1 pseudogene is annotated in these 312 nt (G+C 75.3%); it reads right to left on the bottom strand.

The features are described from left to right. Nucleotides 1-312: pseudogene (tldD, locus tag D180_RS19690) on the bottom strand (metalloprotease TldD); the annotation flags it as partial.

Below are 312 nucleotides of genomic sequence, written 5' to 3'. Positions count from 1 at the left end.
AGCGGCCGCCGCCGCCGGCATAGCCGGATTCGCGGCGGCCCTGCTGTTCGACGATCACCTGTACGTTCAGCCGCACCAGCGGGCGCACGTCGGCGGCGAGCACGCCGTCGCTGCGCGCCACCAGCACCGTGTCCACGCCGCCGGACAGGCTCACCATCACCTGCTGCACGCGCGGGTCGGCGGCGCGCAGGTATTGGTCCAGCCGCCGCAGCAGCTCGACCTTGTGCGCGTTGTCCATCGCGTCCACCGGGTCCAGCGCCGGATACAGCGCGCGGCCGCCGCCGCGCTGCAGCGCGTGCGCCGGCTGCGCGC

It is taken from the genome of Xanthomonas sp. SHU 166, assembly GCF_000364685.1.
Taxonomy (GTDB): domain Bacteria; phylum Pseudomonadota; class Gammaproteobacteria; order Xanthomonadales; family Xanthomonadaceae; genus Xanthomonas_A; species Xanthomonas_A sontii.
Note: the sequence above shows the minus strand (reverse complement) of the source record. Positions and strands in the feature narration are given on the sequence as shown.